The sequence below is a fragment of the Pedobacter gandavensis genome (assembly GCF_032678465.1).
In the GTDB taxonomy this organism is placed as follows: domain Bacteria; phylum Bacteroidota; class Bacteroidia; order Sphingobacteriales; family Sphingobacteriaceae; genus Pedobacter; species Pedobacter gandavensis_B.
Genome location: NZ_JAVTSK010000004.1, coordinates 396,722 through 417,525, shown reverse-complemented (window position 1 = coordinate 417,525; position 20,804 = coordinate 396,722). Strand labels below are relative to the sequence as shown.

14 protein-coding genes are annotated in these 20,804 nt (G+C 42.6%); 9 read left to right on the top strand and 5 right to left on the bottom strand.

Annotated elements, in window-relative coordinates; genetic code table 11:
- Positions 1–38 precede the first annotated feature (38 nt).
- Positions 39–1,310, bottom strand: coding sequence for a Gfo/Idh/MocA family oxidoreductase (locus R2Q94_RS10310; protein ID WP_316821371.1), 1,272 nt, complete (start codon positions 1,308–1,310; stop codon positions 39–41).
- A gap of 281 nt (positions 1,311–1,591) precedes the next feature.
- On the opposite strand from R2Q94_RS10310, the gene R2Q94_RS10305 reads away from it, so the two are divergent.
- The 9 genes from R2Q94_RS10305 to R2Q94_RS10265 all read left to right on the top strand — a co-directional run bounded on the left by R2Q94_RS10305 (position 1,592) and on the right by R2Q94_RS10265 (position 14,919).
- Positions 1,592–2,497: a J domain-containing protein gene (locus tag R2Q94_RS10305; RefSeq protein ID WP_316821370.1), complete on the top strand. Its 906-nt coding sequence runs from the start codon at positions 1,592–1,594 to the stop codon at positions 2,495–2,497.
- Between the two features lie 11 nt (positions 2,498–2,508).
- A complete protein-coding gene (locus R2Q94_RS10300; protein WP_316821369.1) occupies positions 2,509–2,796 on the top strand; it encodes a chaperone modulator CbpM in 288 nt (95 codons plus the stop codon).
- Positions 2,797–2,859: 63 nt separating this feature from the next.
- Positions 2,860–4,404 carry a SulP family inorganic anion transporter gene (locus tag R2Q94_RS10295; RefSeq protein WP_316821368.1) on the top strand — a complete coding sequence of 515 codons (1,545 nt, stop codon included), beginning with the start codon at positions 2,860–2,862 and terminating at the stop codon, positions 4,402–4,404.
- Positions 4,405–4,545: 141 nt separating this feature from the next.
- Entirely contained in the window at positions 4,546–4,830 is a 285-nt protein-coding gene (locus tag R2Q94_RS10290; RefSeq protein ID WP_316821367.1) for a hypothetical protein, read from the top strand.
- A gap of 91 nt (positions 4,831–4,921) precedes the next feature.
- Positions 4,922–9,307 carry a CusA/CzcA family heavy metal efflux RND transporter gene (locus R2Q94_RS10285; protein WP_316821366.1) on the top strand — a complete coding sequence of 1,462 codons (4,386 nt, stop codon included), beginning with the start codon at positions 4,922–4,924 and terminating at the stop codon, positions 9,305–9,307.
- A 4-nt stretch (positions 9,308–9,311) separates the two neighbouring features.
- On the top strand, positions 9,312–10,595 hold the full coding sequence (locus R2Q94_RS10280; protein ID WP_316821365.1) for an efflux RND transporter periplasmic adaptor subunit: 1,284 nt from the start codon (positions 9,312–9,314) through the stop codon (positions 10,593–10,595).
- A gap of 65 nt (positions 10,596–10,660) precedes the next feature.
- Positions 10,661–11,080, top strand: coding sequence for a Fur family transcriptional regulator (locus tag R2Q94_RS10275; RefSeq protein WP_316821364.1), 420 nt, complete (start codon positions 10,661–10,663; stop codon positions 11,078–11,080).
- Positions 11,081–11,167: 87 nt separating this feature from the next.
- Positions 11,168–13,219 (top strand): heavy metal translocating P-type ATPase, encoded by a 2,052-nt coding sequence (locus R2Q94_RS10270; protein WP_316821363.1) that lies wholly within the window; start codon positions 11,168–11,170, stop codon positions 13,217–13,219.
- A gap of 107 nt (positions 13,220–13,326) precedes the next feature.
- A complete protein-coding gene (locus R2Q94_RS10265; protein ID WP_316821362.1) occupies positions 13,327–14,919 on the top strand; it encodes a hypothetical protein in 1,593 nt (530 codons plus the stop codon).
- A gap of 29 nt (positions 14,920–14,948) precedes the next feature.
- Here R2Q94_RS10265 and R2Q94_RS10260 read toward each other — a convergent pair whose 3' ends face one another.
- The 4 genes from R2Q94_RS10260 to R2Q94_RS10245 form a co-directional block, all read right to left on the bottom strand.
- Entirely contained in the window at positions 14,949–16,373 is a 1,425-nt protein-coding gene (locus tag R2Q94_RS10260; protein ID WP_316821361.1) for a GDSL-type esterase/lipase family protein, read from the bottom strand.
- Positions 16,374–16,386: 13 nt separating this feature from the next.
- The gene (locus tag R2Q94_RS10255) at positions 16,387–17,925 is read right to left on the bottom strand and encodes a DUF4955 domain-containing protein (RefSeq protein WP_316821360.1); all 1,539 of its coding nucleotides are present in this window, start codon (positions 17,923–17,925) and stop codon (positions 16,387–16,389) included.
- Positions 17,926–18,003: 78 nt separating this feature from the next.
- Positions 18,004–19,329, bottom strand: coding sequence for a polysaccharide lyase 6 family protein (locus tag R2Q94_RS10250; protein WP_316821359.1), 1,326 nt, complete (start codon positions 19,327–19,329; stop codon positions 18,004–18,006).
- A gap of 4 nt (positions 19,330–19,333) precedes the next feature.
- Positions 19,334–20,773 carry an alpha-L-fucosidase gene (locus tag R2Q94_RS10245; protein ID WP_410478540.1) on the bottom strand — a complete coding sequence of 480 codons (1,440 nt, stop codon included), beginning with the start codon at positions 20,771–20,773 and terminating at the stop codon, positions 19,334–19,336.
- Positions 20,774–20,804 lie beyond the last annotated feature (31 nt).

Genomic DNA, 20,804 nt, shown 5'->3' with positions numbered 1-20,804 from the left:
ATCTATAAATTTTGAGAATTGATTATAATTAACTGATCTTAAATGGTGTAAGGAGCGCGCATCACAGGATTAATCAGCCTATTTGCACCTTCGTCATCAATAAACTCCTGTTTCACCGGGTCAAACTTCAAAGAACGACCCAAACGTAATGCAGCCAATCCGATGTTGATGATGTTACAGGAACGATGTCCATTCTCTTCATTTAAAGCAAACTGAGATCTGGTTTTCACAGAAGTGATAAAATCTGTCATTTGCGGAGCAGGATCAGGGAAAGCAGCAAGCTTACGCTCTAAATCCGGGATATCAGATTTAAATCCGGCATAAAGTTTTCCTTTTGGCCCTTCAATATAGGCTGCCTTCTCATCTTTTCCTTCTCCATCCAATATAATCTGACAACCATCAGCATAGGTATAAGTAATTCTACGCCAGATGCCCACTGCATCCGTATGCTGTTGCGGCGCATCAATTTCTACGGAAACCGGACTGGTATCATCTTTTCCAAGGAAATATTGAATCGGATCCAGATAATGTTGCCCCATATCACTTAAACCACCACCATCATAATCCCAATACCCTCTGAAGGTCTGGTGCACACGATGGCTGCTATATGGTTTGTAGGGTGCCGGACCTAACCAGGATTCATAATCCAATTCTGCCGGTACAGGCTCCACAGGTAAATTGTCTTTACCTACCCAGTAAAATTTCCAGTCGAAGCCTGTATGCTTACTCACAGTCACTTTCAATGGCCAGCCTAACATCCCACTATCTACTAGTTTTTTGATCGGTTTTACCGTAGTTCCCATTCCATAGAAATTATCCTTGAAACGGAACCAGGTATTCAGACGAAACATGCGGCCATGCTTCTGAACTGCTTCCATCACCCGCTTCCCCTCTCCAATTGTATGTGTCATTGGCTTTTCACACCAAATGTCTTTTCCTGCATTTGCAGCATCAACAGACATAATTCCATGCCAATGTGGAGGTGTCGCAATGTGTACAATATCTACTTCAGGTAATTTAATCAGTTCACGATAATCGCTAAAAGTTTTCACTCCTTTATCGAGCATAGGTTTGGCAATATCCAGATGTCTGGTATCCACATCACAAATGGCAACCACCTGGGTTCCATCGTATCCAAAATGGCCTCTTCCCATACTACCCACACCGATTACCGCTTTAGTTAAACGGTCACTAGGCGCAATAAAGCCAGTCCCTCCAAGTACATACCTGGGGACAATCGTGAATGCAGCAGCACCCACAGCAGCCTTCTTAATAAAATCTCTTCTTGAGTTAGGTTGGTTTGGTTTCATATATAGTTTGTGTATTAATGATTTTCAATAAAAACAAACGTCATGTAAAACGATCCGAAACGACACATGGATGCGTATATCTGTCAAAAAAGATGGCACCCTACAGGAAAGATTACATTTGGTTTTCAGCTTAGGTGGTCAGCCACAAGCCTTTCATTCTCAAATTTATTATTATTATTGAGAAAACCGGTGTAATTGTAACACTAACTTAATGCAATTGGATGAAAATTGATAAATGATAAAAATAATAGCTTAAATTTGAGGATAGACCAATTATTGACATGGCATTTATCGACTATTATAAGATTCTGGGCGTTGACAAAAAAGCTTCACAGGAGGATATTAAAAAAGCATACAGGAAACTCGCAAGAAAATATCATCCGGATTTAAACCCCAACGACAAAGAAGCGAACAAAAGATTTCAGGAGATCAATGAAGCGAATGAAGCGCTGAATGATCCTGAAAAGCGAAAAAAATACGATGAATATGGCGAACACTGGAAAAACTCAGATCAGTTTGAACAGGCCAGATCACAATCCAGACAGCATCATGGAAATCCTTTCTCTGGTGGAAGATCAGGTCAGGGCGCTTCAGATTTTGGCAGTGGCGATTTCTCCGATTTCTTTGAATCTATGTTTGGTGGGGGCGGAAGATCCTCTGGCAGAAACAGCATGAAGTATAAAGGACAGGATTACAACGCAACTTTTAGCATCAGCCTGAGAGACGCTTATACCACACATAAACAAACACTGACCATCAACGATAAGAAAATCCGGATTACTATTCCTGCCGGAATTGCTGATGAACAGGTCATCAAATTAAAAGGTCTAGGTGCGGAAGGTATCAACGGCGGTCCAGCCGGTGATTTATACTTGACGATCAATGTTGAAGAAGATCCGATATTTAAAAGACTCCACAATGATCTATACCTGCAACAAGACATCGATCTGTATACCGCTGTGCTTGGGGGTGAAGTAATGGTCGAAACACTCGACGGAAAAGTAAAACTTAAAATTCCAGCAGGAACACAAAATGGCACTAAAGTAAGGCTAAAGAACAAAGGATTCCCTCTGTATAAAAAAGATGGAGAATTTGGGAACCTTTTCATTACCTACAATGTTAAACTTCCAGAAAACCTTTCTGACAAACAAAAAGAATTGTTTAAAGAACTACAAAACCTGAGTTAACCACTACAGCTATGGAAACAGAATTCATCACCATCACTGAGTATTGTATCAATTACCACATAGACCCCTCATTTATGGTCTCATTGGAAGAATCGGACATCGTCCGTTTTCCAGTTGTTGAAAAAGAAAAATGCATCCATACAGACCAACTCGCAGAACTCGACAAGTACATCCATTTACATTACGACCTGCAGATCAATATAGAAGGTATTGATGCCATCAGACACCTCCTGAAAAAAGTACATGATATGCAACACGAGATTAGAGAATTACAAAACGAACTCAATATTCATAAATAATATCACCCGTTTTTTCTTTTCCCTAAGCAATGCAAGATAAATCTGGCGTAACTTTACACGGAAATGAAATCCTACTTCCAAAAACCTTTTATTCAGCTTTTCGACTTTAGTAAAAAGATCAACTATAAAACTGAAATCCTCGCAGGGCTAACTGTAGCCATGACGATGATGCCAGAGTCGCTTTCCTTCGCAATTCTGGCCGGCTTCCCTCCATTAACTGGATTGTATGCTGCATTCATTATGGGTCTGGTTACTGCAATATTTGGAGGCAGACCAGGTTTAATTTCAGGAGGAGCTGGGGCCACAGTGATCGTTCTGATTGCCTTAATGAAATCTCATGGACTGGATTATGTCTTTGCAGCAGTGGTTCTCGCTGGTATTTTTCAAATCTGTATTGGCTTATTTAAATTAGGAAAATTTGTCCGCCTGGTTCCCCAACCCGTCATGTTTGGCTTTGTCAATGGACTGGCCATCATTATCTTTATGGCGCAAATAGAGCAGTTTAAAACGATGGTCAACGGAGAAATGGTCTGGTTAACCGGGAATGCCTTATACCTGATGGTCGGTCTGGTGGCTTTAACTATTGCAATTGTGCTGATACTCCCAAAATTCACTAAAGCCATTCCCTCCTCACTAGTCGCCATTATTGTCGTGTTTTTACTTGTTCTGGGATTAAAAATCGAAACGAGGACTGTCGGGGATATTGCCGCAGTAAGTGGTGGTTTTCCACCTTTTCATATCCCGGAAGTCCCATTTACCCTGGAAACTTTACAAATCATTCTGCCCTATGCCCTCATCATGGGCGCAGTAGGATTAACAGAAGGATTGCTCACCCTGAACCTGGTAGACGAAATTACCGAAAGTAAGGGAAATAGCAACCGAGAATGTATTGCTCAAGGATCTGCAAATATGCTCAACGGCTTTTTCTTTGGAATGGGCGGTTGCCCGATGATAGCGCAAACTCTGGTCAACCTATCTGCAGGCGCCAGAGCCAGGCTTTCCGGAATCGTAGCAGCCATCACCATTCTCATCATCATTCTTTTTGCTGCGCCAGTGATCGAAAGAGTACCCATGGCTGCATTAACAGGAGTCATGATGATGGTGGCTATTGGAACATTCGAATGGATGAGTTTTAAAGTCATCAATAAAATGCCTGGAAAAGATATTTTAGTGGGCATGATGGTAGCCGCCATCACCGTATGGTTGCATAATCTTGCGCTTGCCGTACTGATCGGAGTGATCCTATCCGCCTTGATCTTCGCCTGGGAAAGTGCCAAAAGAATCCATGCAAAGAAATACCTTGATGAAAATGGGGTCAAACACTACGAAATCTTTGGTCCACTATTCTTTGGTTCTACCCATAATTTCATGGAAAATTTTGAACCAGCCACAGATCCGGAAATGATTATCGTTAACTTTAAAGAGAGCAGAATAGCGGATATGTCTGGTATTGATGCGGTAAATAAACTGACCGAACGCTATCAAAAACTTGGAAAAACCATTCATTTAACACACCTAAGTGAAGATTGCAGAAAACTATTAAAAGATGCCGAAGCCATCATTGAAGTGAACATATTGGAAGATCCCAGCTACAAGGTCGTGTTTTGACAGAATTTATCAACATTACCAGAGTTATAAGAATAGATATATCTCCAAAGTAAAAAAAAACCAAAAATATCATTGGTATTTTAAAAAAATCTATAAGTTTGCGGCGTGAGGTATTTAGCTTATATATTTACAATTGTCATCATGGCCCTTTCTGTATGGCCATGTTGCGACGATGAAGCTAAAATAAGTACCGAACAATCGCATATCAGCGAAGTACAGGAAATCCCTTGTGATCAGGACCCAGGTCCACATACCTGCTCCCCTTTCTTCCATTGCAGCACTTGTCAGGCTTTTGCAATTCCCAGCGCCAGTCAGTCTATCAGTACCACATTATTCTCCAAAAAAGAAGTCAGCTATCCTGAACTTCCTACTGCCCCATTGATCATCTTTGCCGGCGATATCTGGCAACCGCCTCAGTTGAGCTAATCTAATTCCATTTCTATTCCCTGGCGATGAAACATCCCTCATTCCATGGTGAATTCACGTATTGATTTTTTTTAGCAAAACACAAACCCTTATGTTTGATAAGATTATTTTATTCTCTATTAAGAATAAACTGGCCATTGGTTTAATGACACTTTCCCTGATCATCTGGGGCATTTACTCCTTAAGCAGATTACCCATAGATGCCGTACCTGACATCACGAATAATCAGGTACAAATCATGACTCAGGCACCGAGTTTAGGTGCACAGGAAGTAGAGCAGTTCATTACCGCTCCGATAGAACTGGCAATGGCTAACATTCCACAGGTCATTGAAAAACGTTCCATATCCCGGTCCGGTATCTCCGTAATTACCATTGTCTTTGAAGATGACACCGATATTTATTGGGCGCGTCAACAGGTCAGTGCGCAATTAAAAGAAGCAGAAGCCAATATCCCAAAAGGGCTGGCAGAACCTGCCCTTGCACCTATCACCACAGGATTGGGTGAAATTTACCAGTATGTATTGCATACCAAAAAAGGATATGAGCATAAATACAATGCAACCGACCTGAGGACTTTACAAGACTGGGTAGTGAGAACCCAGCTTGCCGGTACGAAAGGTGTGGCAGAAGTAAGCGGCTGGGGCGGTTATGTCAAACAATACGAAATTGCCCTCGATAATGATAAACTGAATTCTCTAAACATTACCATTGCTGATATTTATAAAGCATTAGAAAATAACAATGAGAATACCGGAGGTTCCTATATCGAACAGCAAAGTAATTCTTATACCATTCGGGGTGTCGGACAGGTAAAAAGTCTGGCAGATATTGAGAAAATAGTGGTAAAAAACATGGGTGGTGTCCCTATTCTGATCCGTGATGTTGCTACTGTACAGCTTGGTTCTGCCACCAGATATGGCGCAGTGACCCGTGATGGTGAAGGTGAAGTGGTGGCCGGAATCACCCTGATGTTAAAGGGAGAAAACTTCAATGAAGTCATTAAAAATGTAAAAGAACGCATTATACAAATTCAAAAGTCCCTTCCTGAAGGCGTAGTCATTGAGCCATTTATCGACCGTACCGAATTAGTAGGCAGATCCATCAGTACCGTTCAGAAAAACCTGATTGAAGGTGCATTGATCGTTATTTTTGTGCTACTGCTATTATTGGGAAATTGGAGAGCTGGCTTGATTGTCGCTTCGGTGATCCCCTTATCCATGCTCTTTGCATTTGCAATGATGCGACTTTTTGGGGTCTCCGGAAACCTCATGAGCCTTGGCGCCATAGATTTCGGACTAATCGTAGACGGAGCGGTCATTATTGTTGAAGCCATCATTTTCAGACTCAGTAGCCGGAATCATGGAAAGGAAAGCATCCCACTCAACAAGGAACAGATGGATGTAGAAGTTTATACGGCGGCTTCGAAAATCAGAAATAGTGCTGCTTTTGGTGAAATCATTATCCTGATCGTTTACCTTCCGCTCTTAACTCTGGTAGGTATTGAAGGTAAAATGTTCAAGCCTATGGCACAAACCGTAGTTTTTGCGATTGTAGGTGCTTTCATTTTATCGATGACTTACGTGCCAATGATGGCTGCATTATTCCTGAGCAAGAACACCACTCATAAGCGAAACATCTCCGATAAAATCATGGACGCCATGCTAAGCGTCTATCAACCTGCCCTAAAAGCAGTATTGAAATTCAAAAAGTTAACTGTCGCCGCAGCGGTCATCCTGTTTGCCATCACCCTTTGGGTATTCAACAACATGGGTGGCGAATTTCTTCCACAACTAGAAGAAGGTGACCTGGCAGTAGAAATATCGATGTCGCAAGGAACCTCCCTTAGTCAGGTAGTGGAAACTTTTGGCAAAGCCGAAAAAATCTTAAAAGAACAGTTTCCTGAAGTAAAGCAAGTGGTTACCAGAATCGGAAGCGCCGAAATTCCTACAGATCCAATGCCCGTAGAACGAGGCGATATGATGGTTGCGATGAAACCAAAAGAACAATGGACATCGGCAAAAACGAAAGAAGAGTTATCCGGGAAAATGGAAGAGGCATTGTCTATTTTGCCAGGTGTGAATATCGAAATCACACAGCCCATGCAAATGCGCTTCAATGAACTGATGACGGGTGTCCGCCAGGATGTTGCCATAAAAATCTACGGGGAAGACCTGGACGTTTTGACACAACAGGCCAATAAAATTGCCAGACTGATTGCCCCGGTTGAAGGTGTAAATGAACCTTTTGTAGAGCAGGTCACTGGTCTTCCGCAAATTGTTGTAGAGTACGACCGTGATAAAATTGCACAATATGGACTGAGCATTGCCGAAGTCAACACCCTCCTGAAAACTGCTTTTGCAGGTAATACTGCAGGGGTGATATTTGAAGGCGAGAAAAGATTTGAAATGGTCGTCCGCTTGCAAAGAGATTTACGTGAAAATATCTCAAGCATCGAAAACCTTTATATCCCACTACCTTCAGGCAACAAAGTCCCCCTAAACCAGGTAGCCAGCATTACGTTAAAAAATGCACCGGCCCAGATCTCCAGAGAAGATGGAAAACGTAGAATCTATGTCGGTTTTAACGTCAAAGGTAGAGATGTGGAACGTACGGTTGCAGAAATTCAAAGCATCCTGGATGAAAAATTAAAACTCCCTTCCGGATACTACCTAACCTATGGCGGACAATTTGAGAACCTAACGAAAGCAAAAGACAGGTTATCGATTGCCGTTCCTATTGCACTCATCCTGATTATGGGATTATTATACATGACCTTCAAATCTTTTAGCCAGACCGTACTCATTTTCACAGCCATTCCACTTTCCGCAATCGGTGGGGTCTTTGCCTTAATTCTAAGGGATATGCCTTTCAGTATTTCTGCCGGAGTAGGTTTCATCGCCTTATTTGGTGTCGCTGTATTGAATGGTATTGTATTGATCAGCTATTTCAATCAATTGAAAGAAGAAGGCATGACCGATATTTACCAGCGCGTACTCGAAGGAACAAAAGTAAGGCTACGTCCGGTGATCATGACCGCAGCAGTAGCGTCCCTGGGATTCCTGCCTATGGCGCTTTCCGGAAGTGCAGGAGCTGAAGTGCAGAAACCTCTGGCTACAGTGGTGATAGGTGGTTTACTATCCGCTACCCTGCTGACCTTATTTGTACTTCCTTGTTTATACTTATTGTTTTCTAAAAAAGACGATAAAACCGAATCATCAAACCCCAATCAAATGGCAAAAAGCTTATTGATCATCGGAATTATTGGTTTAACCAGCTTCAGCAGTGTCAACAATGCGAAAGCACAAATTCAACCACTCAGCCTGGATAGCGTCATTGCCATGGCCCTAAACAATAACCTGAAATTAAAATCCGCCAAACTGGGTATAGATCAGTCTAAAGCATTACAAAAATCGGGATTTGATCCTGGAAAAACCGAGTTCTCTTTATCTCAGGATCCTTCAAGTGGTGGTGGTAACGACAACGCTGTGAATGTGACGCAGACCTTTGCCTGGCCAGGACTGTATAAAAATCAGAGTAAAGTACTGAAGATGGAAAGTGCCTTAACGGAAAAAGCATTCCACTATTCACGTGCAGAAATTGTAAGAGATACAAAAACGGCTTATTACAATTACTTGTACTATATCCAAACCTTGAAAGTCTTGAATTTCCAGGATAGTATTTATCGGAATTTCATCAAAAAAGCGGAAGTCAGACATAAATCCGGGGAGACTTCAAATCTGGAACTTATGACCGCCAGAAATAAGTATCAGGAAGTACAAGCCTTGAAAAATGCTGCGGAGGCAGAGTTAAAAATACAGGAATTAAGCCTCCAGCAATTGCTAAACATCAGAAATCCAATCCTGCTGGCTTCAACTGATTTGCCGATGCTAACTGCTGAAAAATTGGATCCCGGCAATAAAGGCTTGAATCCATTGCTCAGTTATCAGGAACAACAGGTAGCGATTGCCAATGCAAAAATTGCCCTTCAGAAATCTAAGGCCATGCCTGATTTTACGCTGGGCTATAGCCAGCAAATGGTCATTAAATCCTTCAACCCTGCCAATATCGACAGAAGTTATACCCCTGGAACCCGGATTGCGGGTCTGCAGGTTGGTGTTGCAGTGCCATTGTTTAACGGAGCAGGCCGTGCCAGGGTAAAAGCAGAAAAAATTGCCGTACAGATCGCTGAAAATGATTATCAGAATACCGCACGCGGACTCGAAATCCAATACGAGCAGATATTTCAGGAATACCTGAAAAACAAACAGATTCTTGATTACTATAAAAATGTGGGCTTAAAACAAGCTAAAGAACAGTTGAGAATTGCCCAGGTATCCTTTGATCTTGGAGAAATCGGCTATATGGAATATGTACAGAACATTTCCCTCGCGATTCAAAGCAATATCACCTACCTCGAAACACTCAATCAATTAAACCAAACCACCATTCAATTGGCATTTATCAAAGGAGAATAATCAGATGAACTTATATAAAAACAATTTACCAGCTGCCCTAATGATCGCAGTTTTGCTAGGCACTTCCCTTACCTCATGCAATGGTACTAAAGATAAACCGGTAGAAAAAGAGGCATCAGCAGTACATGAAGATGAGGCATCACATAGTGATGAAATAGAGCTGACTGAACAGCAAATGAAAGCGGTAGGCATCGAAATCGGAACCATCCAGGAAAAAAATCTTACCGCTGTAGTCAAAGCAAGCGGACAGCTGGCTGTTCCCCCACAAAATGAAGCCAAAGTAAACTTGCTTTCCGGTGGGATCATTCGTAAAATCAATGTACTCGAAGGTCAGAAAGTCAAAAAAGGACAAGTGCTGGCAGTGGTCGAAAATCAGGAAATGATCAAACTACAGCAGGATTACCTCTCTGCAAAAAATGGATTCTCCTTTGTAGAAGCCGAGTACAAACGACAGCAACAATTGAAAGCAGCGGATGCCGGAACAGGAAGGTCTTTTCAGCTGGCTGAAGCAAATTACCATACAGAACTTTCAAAAATAAAAGCACTGGAACGTCAGCTGCAACAGCAGGGAATTTCTCCTAAAAGGGTTTCTGCAGGAAACATTACTGCTCAAACCAGTGTAACGGCTCCTATCTCCGGAACAATTGGAACTATTCAGGTCACCACCGGTGCTTTTGTGCAACCAGGCACTTCCTTAATGGATATCGTAGACAACTCAAAAATTCATGCAGACCTATTGGTATATGAGAAGGATCTTTTCAAAGTACAGATCGGTCAGAAAGTAAGCTTCAGGCTAACGAACCAGGACAATCAGCAAATTGAAGGTGTATTAATTGGAATCAACAAATCTTTTGAAGATGATACCAAGGGTGTAATTGTTCATGCTGTCATCAATAAGCCATTACCAAACCTGATTCCTGGAATGTATGTGACCGGATTAATCAGTGTAGGAACTGAAAAATCGCCGGCAGTACCCATCGATGCGGTTGTGAAGGCCGAAGGAAAAGAATATATTTTCATTGTGGAGGAAGAAGCGAAAACAGATGAACATGAAAAAGCCGAAGCACCCAACAAAACAGCCCAAATGGAAAAAGAACCGGCTAAAGGAGCAGAGCAACATAAACATGGAACACATTTCAAAAAGGTCGAGGTAGTTACCGGTGTTGCTGAACTTGGTTACATCAGCATCACTCCTCTGGAAAAACTTCCTGAAAACACCAGATTGGTGGTTAAAGGTGCTTTTTACCTGCAATCCAAATCTTCAGGCCCTTCAGAACACTCCCATTAAAAATCGGTATTTTTGTATACCTAAACGAGAAATCAATTTATAAAAATACTCATAGCGATCAGGAAATGACAAAAGACATCGAACAAAGGCTCAAAAATAAAGACATCAACCCTACTGCCATGCGATTGCTGGTACTGGATTTTCTGATGCAGCAAAATGCAGCCATTAGTCTGACTGATCTGGAGAAAGGTATGGGACCATCCGATAGAATTACCCTATACCGTACCCTGAAAACTTTTGAGGAGAAAGGCCTGGTGCATCATATAGATGATGGAACAGGTACTACAAAATATGCCTTGTGCATGGAGGAATGTGATGCTGATCATCATCATGACCTCCATGTACATTTCTATTGTCAACAATGTAAAGAGACCTTTTGTCTGCCTAACACCCAAATTCCGGAAATTACCCTTCCTAAAAAATTCCGCTCAGAGGAAATGAATCTGGTCATCAAAGGGGTATGTGATCAATGTAATCCTGACTAAGCGCTGTCTGCGCATAACTTTGCAATAGCATTGCATCATTTTTGCTGGTAAATTTGTATATTAATTTTATACAAGATGCCAGAATCTATGAAAATCAAAGACTGTTGCAGTACGGAAGAAACCAATGAAATTGTCATAAAAGATCAGGGCCAAAAAAATGGCCATGCCCATCATAACCATTCCAAAAACGGACATCAGCACGATGAACATCAACACAGTGCTGACCAGCAGCACCACGATGATGATGGTCACAATCACGGATCCGGCGAGCCGGAATCATGGACCAGTCACTGGCCATTACTCAGCTCACTGGCAGTAGTGGTCACAATGCTGACCCTGGAATATGGTTTTAACACCACCTTTAATCAGTTAACCCAACTGATTATTTATGTCCCTGCCTACCTCCTGGCAGGATACAATGTCCTCACACTGGCATTCAAAAAAGCCATGAGGTTCGACTTTTTCAATGAATTTTTCCTCATGAGTGTAGCTACAATTGGTGCCTTTGCCATTGGTTCCTACAGTGAAGGTGTGGCCGTTATGGTCTTCTACTCTATTGGAGAGTGGTTTCAGGACTCAGCAGTAAACAAGGCAAAGAGAAGTATTAAGGCTCTTTTAGACATCAGACCCGACAGTGTGGATGTGATCCGGGATGGAAAAGTGATCAATGTGGCTCCTTCAGAAGTCGCCATCGCCGAAATCATTCAGGTGAAACCTGGAGAAAAAGTAGCGCTGGATGGTGTGCTCTATTCAGAAAAGGCCACTTTCAATACAGCCGCATTAACAGGAGAAAGTAAGCCTGATGGAAAAACAAAAGGCGACCAGGTACTGGCAGGAATGATCAATCTCAACCAGTTGGCACAGGTTGAGGTAAAATCACTGTTCAAAGACAGTAAGCTCAGCAAGATTCTGGAAATGGTACAGGATGCCACCGCCAGAAAATCACAAACACAATTGTTTATCTCCCGATTTGCCAAGGTATATACTCCGATTGTGTTTCTATTGGCCGTCATGCTCATCACGCTGCCCTACTTCTTTGTAGCAGATTATGTTTTCCAGGATTGGTTTTATCGTGGATTGGTATTCCTCGTGATCAGTTGCCCTTGTGCATTGGTTGTTTCTATTCCGCTAGGTTATTTCGGGGGAATCGGATTGGCCTCCAGAAATGGGATCCTGTTTAAAGGATCAAACTTCCTGGACATCATGACAAAGATTGATACGGTGGTGATGGACAAAACGGGTACCCTGACCAAAGGCGTTTTCCAGGTACAGAAAGTCAGTACAATAGCAGGTATTGAAGAAAAAGAATTCATAAAATTACTGGCAGCAATAGAAAGTAAATCAACTCATCCTATTGCTACAGCTATCGCGGAATACGCTGGCACAACGCCAGAGCAGAGTTCCGTTGAACATGTAGAAGAAATTCCGGGACATGGCTTAAAAGGGCTGATAGCGGCTAAGGAAATACTTGCGGGCAATGCCAAACTCCTTAAAAAATTCAACATTCCATATCCATCAGAGATAGATGGTATTGTAGACTCCCTGGTAGTGGTAGCCATAGACCGGAAGTATGCAGGTTTTGTCACCATTGCCGATGAAGTCAAAGCTGATGCAAAACAAGCCATCACAGACTTACATGCTTTAAACATAAAAACAGTTATGCTGAGCGGTGATAAACAGAGTGTAGTGAACAAAGTAGCTACATTTTTAGGTATCGATCAGGCATTCGGCGACCTGCTTCCAGAAAATAAAGTGTCAAAAGTAGAAGAGCTTAAAGCCGCAGGAAGCACACTGGCATTTGTTGGTGATGGCGTAAATGATGCTCCTGTTGTGGCATTGGCCGATGCAGGAATTGCCATGGGTGGATTGGGTAGCGATGCAACCATTGAAACCGCCGACATCGTAATTCAAAACGATCAGCCCTCCAAAATAGTTGCAGCCATTAAAATCGGTAAACTCACCAGAAATGTAGTATGGCAAAATATTATCCTGGCGATGAGCGTCAAAGCGATTGTACTGATCCTGGGTGCAGGCGGGGTAGCCAACCTCTGGGAAGCCGTAATTGCAGATGTAGGTGTAGCCTTACTCGCCATTTTAAATGCTGTTCGTATCCAAAAAATGAATATTTCAAAGAGGTAAATCGTCAGGAATTGCCAATGATCTTGATTACCCTGCCAATTTAAACGATTAAAAATTAGAATATTATCACGCTATTGCATGGTCATAAACCAAATACTGACCATCAAATGAAGCACAAATTTTCCTGGACTGTGCTGGCCCTTCTAACCAGCACAGCTCTTTTTTCTTTTATCAACGATCATGATCCAAGCATCTCCAGACAGCGTTCGGGAAAAACAGATCAGGACAGTCTCAACACTAAAATTGCTTTCTGGAAGTCTAAATTCCTGGACGTTCATAAAGATGGAACCATCACTTACCATCCCGATGAACAAGGGAATACCCTTCCTGATTTCAGTCTGGTTGGTTACCACCATGGCTTCATCCCCATTCCTAAACTGAAGGTGCTAAAAACGCTAAAACCTATCGATGGAGACGCAGGTAAAATGATCCAACAGGCAATTGATGAAGTTGCTGCACAGGCTCCTGATCAAAACGGACATAGAGGAACCATCCTCCTCAGTAAAGGAACTTATCCGATTGCCGGAACAATACACATCAATGCAGATGGTATCGTCCTGAAAGGTGAAGGAAACACTGCTGAAGGAACCAGACTCATCGCGACTGGCAAAGGTTCCCGATCCCTCCTACAAATCAATGGTACAGGAAAAATCACAGAAACTCCAGGAACCAGGGTAAACATCACCGATAAATACCTGCCTGTTGGCGCCAAATCCTTTAACGTAACTGATCCAAAAGCATTCAAAGCAGGTGATAAAATCATTCTTTACAGACCAGGAAGTGCCAATTGGATTAAAGATATTCAGATGGATCAGATCATCGCCAGAGAAGGCACCAAACAATGGAGGCCAGAAGAATATGACCTGAGCTATGAAAGAGAAATCACAAAAATCAAGGGCAACACGATTTTCATTGACAACCCGGTAGTGATGGCCATAGACCAAAAATACAGTACCGGATCCATTTACAAATACAGCTATAAAGGCCGGTTAAAAGAAGTTGGTGTTGAAAACATGCTGTTTGAATCCGAATACGCCAGTGATACCGATGAAGACCATGGCAACATTGCCATCGACTTCGATGATATTGAAAACGGCTGGGTCAGCAACATTACTGCACGCTTTTTCATTTATGCAGCGGTTAGCCTGAATACCGGAGCAAAAAACATCACCGTAAAAGACTCCAGATGTTTAGATGCAAAATCAATCATCACTGGTGGTAGAAGGTATTCTTTCAATAACAACGGACAGCAAAATCTGTTCATGAACCTGGAAACCACAGAAGGCCGCCATGATTATGTAACAGGAGCTAAAACTGCTGGTCCAAATGTATTCTACAACTGTAAATCCAGAAATACCCATGCCGATATCGGTCCACACCACCGCTGGGCCTCTGGGACGCTCTACGACAACATTGATACCGACGGACAAATCAATGTGCAGGATCGTGGAAACTGGGGCAGTGGACATGGTTGGGCAGGCGTCACACAAGTACTATGGAATTGTACGGTAGAATCCGCGGCAGTTCAAAACCCATGGGCTTCAGGTAAAAATTACGCCATTGGCTTAAAGGGAAAAAAAGTAGCCGGCCGCTTACCTGGTAAGCCTGACGGAGAATGGGAAGCTCAGGATCAGCAAAACCTGCAACCCAGCTCCCTATTCCTGGCGCAGCGGAAAGCCGCTCATTTAAAAACTCCTTAATAAAGGCATCAACATAAAGCTAGCCGGTCTCAATAACCGGTAGCTTTCAATATAAAATCAACAATAGGTTGCGGGTTGGGTAGACTATGCGGATGATGTTTACCTTCAGGCTTATGGATGAGCTGAATAGCTCCACCCGCTGCCTTAATTTTTTCTGCAAAAGGAAGGCTGTTTTCTGCCATAGGAACCACTTCATCCTGATCCCCACAAACATGTAACATCGGATATTGCCCTTTTACAATGGCCTTAATCTGATCTATCGGACTACCTTTAAAATCAATCGCCTCTGCATCATTCGCATAATTATAAGCTTTTAAAAAGGCAGTCCAGTTCTCTTTACTCCCTGGGCCCTTACCTTTTCCTCCCGGCCAGCTTTTCAAATCCAACACTGGATTATCTGCATACACACAAGCTACCTTATCCGGATTGGCCGCTGCCCAGTTGTACACATAAACTCCGCCTCTGCTCATTCCTTCCATCGCCGCCTTTTTCGCGAATCCCAAGTTTTGAAGGAATCGATAATAATCATTCCAAATGCCAATCGCTTCGGCGTTTCCGAACAATTCTGCTACGTCACAGTACACGATATGAAAGCCCCGTTCCAACAAAGCGATGTCTGTTTGTGGCTCATGACCAAAGAACCTGGCCCTCCATACCCAGGGCATCCCTTTCGCCTGGACCTTCGGACTGACAATCCGGGCATCATGCCCGTTAAAAGGAAAATTCAATTGTGTATATCCATAAAACGAACTCTTTTTCACAGGTGCTTTCAACTTCCCGGAAAGGTCTTTTGCTGCCCTGTATTTTTGCAGAACGAAAGTCTTTAAACGTTCCGCAATAAAGCCATCTCCGATTGCGTTCGGGTGGATTTTATCCGCCAGCAAGTCCTCCTTATCCCCAAACAAAGCATATAGATCAATCAATTCCAGCTGTTCATCATAGGCTACTTTTTGCACCATAGCGAGCAGGCTATCCTTCAGGTAAGTACCTGAAATTCCAAATTTCGTATCAGAAAAAGCTTTTAAAGGAAGCAACAAAACCACCTTAGGTTTAGTGGGCAACTCCTGAAATCGATGTACCATATCTTTGTAGTCTGCTACGAATGAGCCCATCTCTGCCCGGTTGATTTGCTTACTGTCATTTGTACCCAGTTTAATAAATACCAGATCAGGATTACTCTTCAATACCTGCTGATATTCCTGACTTCTCCAATACGGTTTATTCCCATTTTTAAGCATAGTGGCTCCACTTAGCCCATAATTAAGAACTTCATATTGGGCCCCAAGTAAGGCCTGCAGCTGTGCCGGATAAGATTCCCTGCTCCGGTCTTTCAGGCCTGAGCCGTAGGTGATGCTGTTGCCGACACAAACAATCCGAAATTTCGACTGTGCATACCCCTCATAACCAATTACAAAAATCAGCCATATCAAGAGAAACTTAAATACTTTTGTCATGTAAAATCTTTTTTTATCTCGCTTTCGCCAGATCAATTCCTTTTAACCTCAATTGTAACTGTGCCTCAAATAAAGACTGAGGAAGTACTGGTTTACCTTGTGATTCATTTATTCCGGCATGATCAAAAGTAACCACTTTATCTGAAGTAAAGCCCACCAGAATTGGCAAGGCAATCGTATAGTTTCTTCTTCGTGAACTATCCCAAAAATCATAATGCTGGTCCTTCACAGAACGATGCTGAAAATTCCACAGCACCAACTGCTTACCATGGTGGGGGTATCCAGGTTCTGGTCCACCTAAATTATAAAACACCCCACCTTGTACATCATCATAAAGTGTGGCATAAGGTTGCCCGGAATGAATATCAAAGTTCTGATCCAGGCCCAAAGAACACTTCGTAATCACCGTTCCTACCGCACTATAACCCGTTCCTGCTCCATGGTGCTGTGCGCCATTAAAGCTACAATTCTTCACCAATACCCCGTATCCGGTACGGGCATGAACTGAAGCATGGCCCTTTTTACCTCTGAAATGCGTATTTTCTATGGTCATTCTGTAACCCGAACGGATAAAAACACCCTCATTCAAGTCATGAAACTCGCAATTCCTGATCCAGCTATCCTTTAGGTACTCCATACCAACCGCCTCATAGGCATAATCATGTATTTCATTCTTATGGTGAACGAATTCTTCCGGGTAATTTTTCCAATTGCTACTGAAACGAAGGTCTTCAACCCCGCATTCTGAGAGAGAATGGTAACGCTCAATATCCCAGCTCCCGCTCTTTACCAATTTTAAATCCAGGTGCAGCGGATTCTTAAAATAAACCTGATTCCCTTTTATCTTTGTGATCGTATGAATCTCGTAAATCTGCATCCCTCCTTTATCACCAAACAAGCGTGACCATTGTGATTTCAGCTCTAGCGGCGCAAAATAGAGCCTGGTAAATTCTTCCGTCCGGTGACGGATCACCACATCCTGACCCAGCTTCAATTTCGATGCATCCTTCACTTTTACAGAAAAAGTTTCCCTTCCGGCATCCTCAATAATCGTCGTCAGCTTTTCATCCTTTACATTTCCAGGTTGAAATAAAAACTGCCTGCCATGGATCCGCATATTTGCCTGATAGATTTCAGTACCTCCTTCCCCGCTTCCGGAGCCTTTCAAAATGATCCCGCTTTTGGAAATCCGGATCTGTTTTTTTGCATCCTCATCAGGGGCAATCAGGTATTTCCCTGGATCAAAAAATACAATCCCTCCTCCAGGATTCGCTTCCGCAGCATCCACCGCTTTTTGAATGGCAGCATCATCAAATAAATCATCATTCGCAATGGCACCATAATCCGATACTTTAAAAACCCTTTTCCCTTTCAGGGAAGGCAGTTCCTTTTCCGACCAATGGTAGCCTGCAAAAGAAAAATCAGGAAGTATGGGTGTTTTAGCCTGTTGCTTTGCCTGCACAAAATCAGTCCAGAGCGGCGATATTTGTTGTCCTTTCCCCAGACCCGCCATCATACAAAGCAATGGAAAAATAAGTAATGAGCGCTTCATTGGAGAAAATGTTTTAAATAGAGTGATCAGAAAAAAGCCCTGTACGTACAGATTCAGAAGTTAAACCAAAAAAAGGGATCATAAGGATAATACCGGAAAAGAAGTATTCAGTTTAGTCCAGTTAGGACCAATTTTTTCGCTTTCCCAAAAAGGTTTATATACCGCTTGTCCAGGTTTCAGGTATAAACCATCTGCCATCTTTTTAAGCGGTTCATTCTTCAATACAAAGCCCTTTTCAGGAGTACCAGCATATGAAGAGCTGATGATCAGATTATCATCAAAATGAATGGCCACCTTTTCATCATACCATTTCAATGGAGATTGGTTTGTCAGAATGATATTTTTCGCAAAAACTGTATTTAAAGCAGGGAGATATCGACCAGGATGATAGCCCGCAGCGATGGCAAAAGGTTCCTTACAATTCAGAATCAGGTTATTCATAATCTGGGCATTTTTAACCTGCCAGTGACTGGTTAAAATGGGATTTGGCAATCCGGCCATCACAGAAATCGCTGCACTGACGCTGGTTCCCGTTAAATCCTGAAAGTAATTGTCATGTACTTTGTGGTTTTCTCCAATGATCCGTATCCCCCCAGTTCCAGGTTTACCATTGCCAAGAAAGTAGTTTCCATAAACCTCTGCATCATTCCCATGCCTTAAGGTTAGCGTGGCCTTACACTCATAAAACAAATTATTTCTGATGGTATTTTTACATGATTTATTAGAAAGGGCTTCCAGTTCGCCATCACAATGTTCAAAAATATTGTCTTCTACCCTTGTAAAGGAATCATAAAATGACCAGGTACTGGTTCCAATCCTAATCGTCTCTCCTCCATTTCTTCCCAATTCCGGACGTGGCCCGAAATAATTATGGTCTATCTGGTGGTAATTTGGTTTTTCAGAAAGCCAGACAATCAGTGTTACTCCCTGATGACGTTTCCCTTTAAAGAAACAATGGTCTACCCGATTTCGGGTTCCCCTTAAAGATACCCATCGGTAATCTACCTTCTCATCTGGATGGTTGTAATCAACAATCGCCGTATTCGTTAACCTGCAAAACGAGGATTGCTCAGAAAAACCAATCACATCACCTGATGCTAGAAATCCATTGGTAAATGATAAACCATCCACCAACAGCCAGGAACCATCTATCTCTAGTGAAGAACTTCCCGTCAGCAGGGTTTTCCCAGGATTTACCGCAATTAAAACAATAGGTCGGGCTTTCGTCCCATTGCCTTTAAAAACAATTTTCTGATCTTTCCATTCTCCCTCTTCCATCAACACCCGGTCGCCAGCTACTAAAGTCAGTACATCCAGTTCCCTGGCAGAACGTATGCGGTAATCTTTTGCCAGCCCGACAGCAGTCAGCCAGCACAGAAAAAAAGTTACAAGTATCGATTTCATTTTCTTAATCTAAAGCTCCGGTTTTCATTTCTTTTTTAGGCTGATCAGTTGCCTGATGCGCTACAGGACCTTCAAATTCCACACGAATCACAGAAGCCACCGCATCCGGAGCTGTTGCAGGAACAGAAATGAGCAGGTCATCGCCTTTTCTTTCTGTAGTCACCTTGCCTTTACCTTTCGCTAAAAGCACTGCTGAACTTACTTTATTCTGAACTCCCGGAACAACTAACACGCCATCTTTCGGCCAGTTGAATACAGAAAAATACAGTACCGTTCCATTCCTGGTTTCCTTTCTCGTACAGCGTCCCCAGTCTAGTGGCGCTAAAGGACTTGATTTTGTTCCATAAATGGCCTCACTGTTTACCTTCATCCATTTTCCGATATCACTTAGCCTCTGCACACTTTCCTCAGGGAAAGTACCATCCGGTTTCGGTCCTACATTTAACAGGTAATTACCGCCTTTAGAGGAGATATCTGCCAGATTACGGATCAGCATTTCACTGGATTTCCATTTATGATCTGAAGTACGAAAGCCCCAGGTACCATTCATGGTCATACAGGTTTCCCAGTCCATTCCATCCAGTTCAGCCTGGCCAGGGATTTTTTGTTCCGGAGTTTTAGTATCTCCAGGGAAATTAGGTCTTTTCAAGCGGTCATTGGTAATGATCTGAGGTTGTGATTTTAAGGCATTCTGCAGTTTCAAAGCCGCCTCATCAGTCATATTCGTTGGCGTATCCCACCACAACACAGCAACATCACCGTAATTGGTCATCAATTCTTTAACCTGTGGTACTGCCACTTCATCAATGTACTGATCAAAAGTTTTGGTTTGCTGAGCTGGATCCCAATGGCCTTTATTCGCCAGGGTATAGGCATCAATCTTTGTAGAATCCGGATTTGCCCAACCTTCTTTCATTTCTTTTCGCGCGGCTGATCCACCAGGATTGTTCCAGTCCTGTGCCTGAGAATAGTAGAAACCTAATTTCAAGCCATGCTTTTTACAAGCCTCGGCTAAAGGTTTCAACAAGTCTTTCCCATACGGTGTAGCATCCGTGATGTCCCATTTACTAGCCTTTGAATTGAATAAGGCAAAACCATCGTGATGTTTGGCAGTAATGATCAGATACTTCATTCCTGCATCTTTGGCCATCTTCACCCAGGCATCTGCATCATATTTTGTCGGATTGAAACTTTTCGCCATTTCCTGATATTCTGCCACGGGAATTTTAGATCGGTTCATGATCCATTCCGCCCCACCACGGCGCTGCTCATGTCCTTTGTACACACCTGCAAACTGGGCATAAACACCCCAGTGAATGAACATTCCAAATTTGGCCTCTCTCCACCAGGCCATCCGCTCGTCTTTGCTCAATACACCTTGGCTATGCGCCAGCTGAACAAAAAAAGATAATGCTATGATTAGTGATAATGATATTTTACGCATAGGTAGTTTATATTGGTTTGGTCTCCTAATG